This window comes from Micromonospora sp. B11E3 (assembly GCF_039871625.1).
Taxonomy (GTDB): Bacteria; Actinomycetota; Actinomycetes; order Mycobacteriales; family Micromonosporaceae; genus Micromonospora.
Genome location: NZ_JBDPMC010000144.1, coordinates 1 through 7,565 on the forward strand (window position 1 = coordinate 1; position 7,565 = coordinate 7,565).

Sequence of the window (7,565 nt, forward strand, 5' to 3'; positions counted from 1 at the left end):
TGGTATGCCGCGGCTACGGATCCGGTTGATGCGGGTGTCACCGCGGCGGCGTTGTCGCTGGACCCGCCGGTCAGCTGCGGCGGGTCTCCCGCCGTCCACCCACCCGCATCCACGGCTCGGTGGGATTCGTACTCGTAGGCCTGCAGCCTCTCCAGGTCCTTTTTGGTGGGGGCCGGCAGCCACCGCCAGAACTGGCCGCCCTCCCGGCCCTCCAGGCTCTCGACCTTGATCCACGCGGCCAGCTCACCCGCATGCCACTCGTCCGTGCGGGGACCGAGCCAGACCGTCGTCTCCCGGTTCGCAGCGGCCGCACCGACACTCCGCGTCTTGCCGTTCACCGTGAACGGCAGCCGCCCTTGCGGGTCGATCCGGATCTTTTTGGTGTGCCCGTTGGTCAGCTCCGGCGGGTTCCCCGCCGTCCACCCGCCCGCAGGCACGGTCCGGGGCTCGTAGATCTCCAGCCTCTTCAGGTCCTCCTTGGTGGGGGCCGGGTCCAGCCACCGCCAGAACGGGCCGCCCTTCTGGCCGTCCAGGCTCTCGACCTCGATCCACGCGGCCGGCTTACCCTTATGCGGCTCGTCCGTGCGGCGACCGAACCAGACCGTCGCCTCCTGGTTCGCAGCGGGCACACCGACAAGCCGCATATTGTCGCCCACCGTGAACGGCAGCTGCCCTCGCCGGTCGAGCTGGATCGTTTTGGTGTACCAGTCGGTCAGCTGCGGCCGGTCCCCCGTCGTCCACCTGCCCGCATGCACGGTCCGGGGCTTGTATTTCTTCAGGTTCTCCAGGTCATCCTCGGTGAGGGCCAGGTCCAGCCACCGCCAGAACGGGCCGCCCTCCTGGCCCTCCAGGCTCTCGACCTCGATCGCCGCGGCCGGCTCACCCTCATGCGACTCGTCCGTGCGGTGACCGAACCAGATCGTCGCCATCTGGTCCGCAGCGGCCGCACCGGCAAGCGGCCTCCTGCGGCGCACCTTGAACGGCAGCCGCCCTTGCTGGTCGAGCTGAACCTTTTTGGTGTACCCCTCGGTCAGCTCCGGCGGGTCCCCCGCCGTCCACGCGCCCGCATCCACGGTCCGGTTCTCGTAGGTCCGCAGGCTGTCCAGGTCGTCCTGGGTGGGGGCCGGGTCCAGCCACAGCCAGAACGGGCCACCCTCCCGGCCCTCCAGGCTCTCGACCTTGACCCACGCGGCCAGCTCACCCTCAGGCAACCTGTCCGTGCGAGGACCGAACCAGACCGTCGCATCCCGGCCCGCAGCGGCCACACCGACACCCGGCGTGCCGCCCACCGGGAACGGCAGCTGCCCTTGCGGGTCGAGCTTGATTTCTTTGGTGTCCCCGTCGGTCAGCTGCGGCGGGTCCCCCGCCGTCCAGTCGCCCGCATCCACGTTCCGGTTCTCGTAGGTCCGCAGGCTGTCCAGGTCGTCCTGGGTGGGGGCCGGGTCCAGCCACCGCCAGAACGAGCCGTCCTCGCGGCCATCCAGCCTCTCGACCTTGATCCACGCGGCCGGCTCACCCGCATGCGACCCGTCCGTGCGGGGACCGAACCAGACCGTCGCCATCCGGCCCGCAGCGGCCACACCGACATCCCGCGTCTTGCCGCCCACCGGGAACGGCAGCTGCCCTTGCGGGTTGATCGGGACCTCTTTGGTGTACCCGTCGGTCAGCTGCGGCGGGTCCCCCGCCGTCCACTCGCCCGCATGTTTGGTCCGGGTCTTGTACTTCTGCAGCTTCTTCAGTTCATTCTTGGTGGGGGCCCAGTCCAGCCACCGCCAGAACGGGCCGCCCTTGCGGTCGTTCAGGCTCCCGACCTTGATCCACGCGGCCGGCTCACCCGCATGCGACTCGTCCGTGCGGTGACCGAACCAGGCCATCGCTCTCTGGCCCGCAGCGGTCATACCGACAACCCTAGTGCCGCCCACCTTGAGCGACAGCCGCCCTTGCTGGTCGATCCCGGCGTCTTTGGTGTACCCGCCGGTCAGCTTCGGCGGCTCCCCCTCCGTCCACTCGCCTGCATGCACGGTCCGCCTCTCGTAGGTCTGCAGCCTCTTCAGGTCCTCCTTGGTGGGGGCCGGGTCCAGCCACCGCCAGAGCGGGCCGCCCTTCCGGCCCTCCAGGCTCTTGACCTTGATCCACCCGGCCAGCTCACCCTCAGGCGACCCGTCCGTGCGGGGACCGAACCGGACCGTCACCTCCTGGCCGGCAGCGGCCGCACCGACACCCGGCTTCTTGCCGCCCACCGGGAACGGCAGCCGCCCTTGCGAGTTGAGCGGGACCTCTTTGGTGTACCCGCCGGGCAGCTTCGGCGGCTCCCCCTCCGTCCACCTGCCCGCACGCACGGTCCGGTGCTCGTAGGTCTTCAGCTTCCGAAGGTCGTCCTCGGTGGGGGCCGGGTCCAGCCACCGCCAGAACGGGCCGTCCTCCCGGCCCTCCAGGCTCTCGACCTCGATCGCCGCGGCCGGCTCACCCGCAGGCAACCTGTCCTTTCGGTGACCGAACCAGACCGTCGCCTCCTGGTTCGCAGCGGCCACATCCACGATTAGCGGCTGGCCGTCCAGCGTGAACCACAGCCGCCCTCGCCGGTCGAGCTTGACCTCTTTGGTGTACCCGCCGGTAAGCTGCGGCGGCGCTCCAGCCGTCCACCCGTCCGCCGCATCAGCTGGGCGTCCTGCCCGATCGCCTGTGCGCAGCGGCGGCGCCTCGCCCAGCTCGGCGTCCTGGACCATCGGCTCGGGGCCGAACTCACCGGAGTCGGGCCCGCCGGGCGCTGCCGCCCGTCCCCGGCCCGCAGGCCGGCGCAGGCGCCCCTGACCGGTGCCCGCCTGCGGGCCAGCACCCTGATCGCGCCCGACGGTCCCGCTGCCGAACACCGCGATATCGATCCCGAACGCCACCGAGACCAGATGCGGCAAAACCCGCGTCAGGCCGGGCACAGACCTCCCCCTGGAATCCAACGCCTCCCGCAACACCCCCAACGAAGGACCGGACAGATCCAGACGATCCCGGAAATCCGTACGCCCGACGATCCGGTCAACCTCGACGGCCAGATAGTGGCGGACATCATCAATCTCCACCGCCGGCAGACCGAGCGTCTCCGCCACCTGGCCCCCCGCCCTGTCCAGCACCCGCTGGAAGAAGCCATCCCACTCCGGGGAATCCACGATCTCCGGCGAGGCCGGGGCCGGGGCCGCCGGCACCGGCGGCGCCACGGCACCACCGTCCCCCCCGGAAGCCTCCGCGATCTGACCGGAACCGGGTACGGCGCTCGGGCCCGGCGGCGGCGCAAACACGCGGGCCAACTGCGGGCCCAGCACAGCGGCCTTCTCCGCCCGCTCCCGGCTCGAGGGCACGTAGGGCCCGTCACCGTCACCGTCACTGTCACTGTCACTGTCACTGTCGTCCATCAGGTCGTTGCCGACAGGCTCGGCCGGCGGCTTCTGGTACCTCGGCGGCACGTCGAAGCCCCTGTCCCACAACTCCTGCACGGTGGCCGGGCCCTGCGCCGCGCTGGCCGCACCCGCCGGCCGTACCGCAGGACCGTCACTGCCCACGACACCCGCGTAATGAGGCTTGAGGATCTCCACGATGTCCCCAAGATCCTTGTCGGACAAACGCCAATCACCGCCGTGCCTGTGCGGGCCCATCAGTGTCGAATCGTCCCTGTCGACAACACCCGCCCCGTGCACGACCTCATGCACGTACACCCCAGGATCTTCATCCGCCGCCCAACGACGCTGATCCGTCCCGCTACCCTTGGCAACGACCGTGACCTTCTGATGGGCCAGGGCCTCATCGTCCACGAACTGCACTTCCCACCGCAGCGTCTTGCCGACCTCCGGCAACACCGCCGGCTTACCGTTCAACGCGGCGATACCGTCCAGAGTGTCCTGCTTCACCTGCTCCACCGCGTCCGGCGGACCCTCCACAAACAACCGCCGCCGAATAACCCACTCATCCCCCGGAACCAGCGCAAACCGCACCGCGATCCGTTCACCACTATCCGGCAGCCGCCGCGCGCGCAGGCCGCCGTCGGGCCCGTCAGTCCCCCCGTGGGAACCTGCCTCAACCAGGCTGACGTCAAACGCGACGAAACGTGGCTTACCACGGGGGTCCACAACACGCTTCGGCCGCCACCGCTCCGCATCAATCTCGACCGGCTCCACCGAGCCTCGCGCCGTGGCGGCTCCTGCCGCGCTCGACGCGGCTACCGTGGATACGGCCGCGCCGGCCAGATCCTCGACGTCCACCACAGTGTCAGAGCCGGCCGGAGGAGCCCATTCCTCCGGTACGACACCCAGCGTGGGCGAGTGGTCCGATCCGGGCAGGCTCGGATCCGGGTCCTCCGGAAGCGGACCGAGCTCGACGTCGGTCGAATCCAGCGCGGTGTTGCGCCGGGTCGGGGGCACCAGAATGCTGGCGATCGGCGCCGCATGCCCAGGCAACCCATCCCCGGCACCCGACCCATGCCCGGCGCCCGACTCACCCCCGGCGTCCGGACCCTGCCCGGTCGGCTTAGATTGCCACCCTCTAAGGATGCGCATGTTGAACGATTCCTGCCGGTCTCGGAGCTCTTCTTTGAGCGCCGCGAGCTGATCGACCGTCCTGCGCGTCTTGATGATCTTGTATGCGTGTCCGGTTCCGCCGACCAACGGCGCCCTGACCACGACGAAAACGCCGGTAACGGATTCCGATCCGACCTGCCGCTTCCACTTCCCTACCCAGAAGGTGACCATCTTCTGAGCGGTGACGTCCACCTTCGCCCCACCGAGCGTCGCACCTTCCGTACCAAGACTGGTATTCAGGGGAGGGGGCAATTGGTTGTCCTTCGTCAGTGCGTCCTCGAACTCTTCCGCCTCGGAAAGATCCCACTGATTCTGCGGCACCCACAGCGCCTTTTTGCGCAGCGACTCGATGTCGTCTGCGGTGGGGGCGGGCTCCAGCTCCACGTACAGGGTCCGCCCGTTAGGACTATTTTCGGCCGGTAGTTCCACGAACGCGGCGGATCGACCAGTGCTGTCATACCCGAGTTCGAGACGAACTTTTTTGATGTCCGCAGGAAAGACGAACGAATCTCCGTCGATCACGGCCTGTGGGATATAGACCGGGCTGCCGGCGAATTCTACGTTCAACTTTTGAGAATTTTTTGATATGGCGTATAGCGACGCCGTGATGTGGTAGGACCCGACGAACGACGGGGGGTCGAGTCTCCACGCCTGGCCGGGCACAACCCCTGCGCCCGGCTTACCCCGGAAGCGCCGACGCCGCCTAGGTGCCGACTCGGCTAGCGGGATGCGCTGGCCAGCCCCTTCCTGCCGCTCGTTGAGCGTCTTGATGATCCCATCGAACTCATCCATCTTCTTGCCCGTGACGACGAGCCGGTAGGCGTGTCGGCTTGCGTCGCCGACCAACGGCGCCCTGACCACGACGAAAACGCCGCGTTTCAACCCGGCCAGCCGCGGCCACTTTCCTACCCGGAAGGTGATCTCCGTCTCAGGGGCGAGCTGCACCTCCTCCCCACCGAACGTCTTGCCGGCCGCACCAATCCTAGTACGCAGGGGGGCGGGCAATCGGCTATCCGAAACTATTACGCCGTTGTAAGTCGCTGCGTCGGCAAGATCCCACCGATCCTCCAGCTCCCACACCGCATCTGCGGACTGCGACATCCCGATGATGTCGTCCACGGTGGGGGCGGGATGGACCAGTTTAAAGTACAGGTTCTGTCCGGCTCTGCTCTTCCTGGCCAACATTTCCACGACCACCGTGGGTCGACCAATGGCGTCAAACCCGGCTTCGAAACCAATTCGGTTTATCGTGGGAAAGTTGAACGAACCTCCGCCGGCCACGACGCCTTTCGGAAGATAGCTCTGGGGGGAGCTCGTCGATCTGGTCCCCGCCCCGCCAGGCCCGCCGAGCGTTACGCCCAATCGCCTTTTGCTCGTTATCGACGTCGTGCTGCGGTAGGACTCGACGAACAATGGGTGATCGGCTGTCCACGCCCGGCTGGGTGCCGTTTTCTTCAGAGCGCGCAACTTGGCAGTGAACTCGCGAATCCTTCGGAAGATGGCGCTTTTGGTGCCGTCGGCCGCGGTGATTACGACAAAACCGACAACAACCCCTTTCCTAATCTCCCCGACCGTGACATCGACCTCATCACCCAGGCTAACAAGCCCATCGACACCATCGAGGCGTATCTTCTGGCCGGCCGGCCCGATGTCCAACCCTGGCACCGGACGAGTGAACCCCGATATCTCCGGGTCATGCTCCACGGGGGTGACCGGGACACGGATGGTAATTTGGGCGGCGAGGCCCGTTGGGCGCTGGTCTTCCCAGCCGCCCTGGTCCTTGAGATTGCGCAAGTATCGGAGGTGTGCGTCGAGTTCCCGGACCTGACTGTACGGGAAGGAGGAGCGCTGACGGATGACCGCGAGGTCACGCCGGAAGGTATTTTCCAGGATACGCGAGTAGGCGCTGTCGCGATTCTCCTCCGCCTTGGCGATCGCGTCTTGCAGCAGATCACGTGTCTTTTCAAACTCCCCATCCAGTTTCTCCCGCTCGCTGGTGTCTATCTTTTGGGGGAAGCCCGCAGCGATCTGGTCGGCGATGCCGTCTTCGGCACGGGGTTTGACGAGGAAGTAAGCGCCCCTCCACCACAGGACCTGTTCCGGGACGACACCGTCACCCGGCCGCGGGCCGATGCCGTACGAGGCACCGAACGGATGATGGACCTCCATCGGCCCCAACTCCTCGGCCGCCACATGGAAAGGCACAAGCGTGAGTTCGTGAACCCCGCCACCTACGACCTTGGGGAACCAGATCCGGTGCAGCGCCTCCCGCTCCTGCTCCGACACGCCCTGCGGATACGGAAGAATCTTCCTAAATTTCGACTCGGCACCCCGGGCGAGGTCGTCGGTCAACTCACGAATCACCCACGCACGCAGTCCATCCAGGCTGCGGACCTTCAACTCCGCCAACTGAGCCCCAAAGGCGTCCAACACCGGCTGAAAGACCCCAGCCACCCCCATGTCAAACAGCCCAGGGTCGAAGTCGAACACCTTGAGCGCCCACTCCTCGAAGCGTGTCGCCTGGTCACTGGGCACCACGGCCGACAACGTGGTGATCGCGTCAGTCACCTTCTGCTCCAAGCCCGACGCGACATCGACCTCCGCCGGCGGCACCGCCGAGCCATCCGCCGGTGCCGGCGCTGCCGGCGAGCCCGGGGACCCGACCGCATCGTCCGGCGCGCGGTTCTCCGACGGCAACCCCATGATGAATGCCGACGGGTCCATCCCTGACGACAGCCAGTCCATGGACTCGCCCGGCGCATCGTCCGCCGGAGCCGTTCCTTGCAGCCAGTCCAGGAACTCGGCTGGCGCATCGTCCGCCGGGCCCGTTCCTGTCAGCAGGTCCAGGAACTCGGCTGGCGCATCGTCCGCCGGGCCCGTTCCTGTCAGCAGGTCCAGGAACTCGCCCGGCGCAACGTCCGCCGGCGGCGGCAACGCCGAGCCGAGCGCCGCTGGCACCCCTGCCCCCTCCGTCGAAAGCGATGTCGGCGCTGCCGGCGAGCC

At 67.6% G+C, this 7,565-nt stretch carries 1 protein-coding gene; it reads right to left on the reverse strand.

The genetic code is table 11. The features are described from left to right. Positions 1-7,520 (reverse strand): hypothetical protein (locus ABGB16_RS32680; RefSeq protein WP_347671927.1); only part of this gene is annotated, 7,520 nt, incomplete at its 3' end. Positions 7,521-7,565 lie beyond the last annotated feature (45 nt).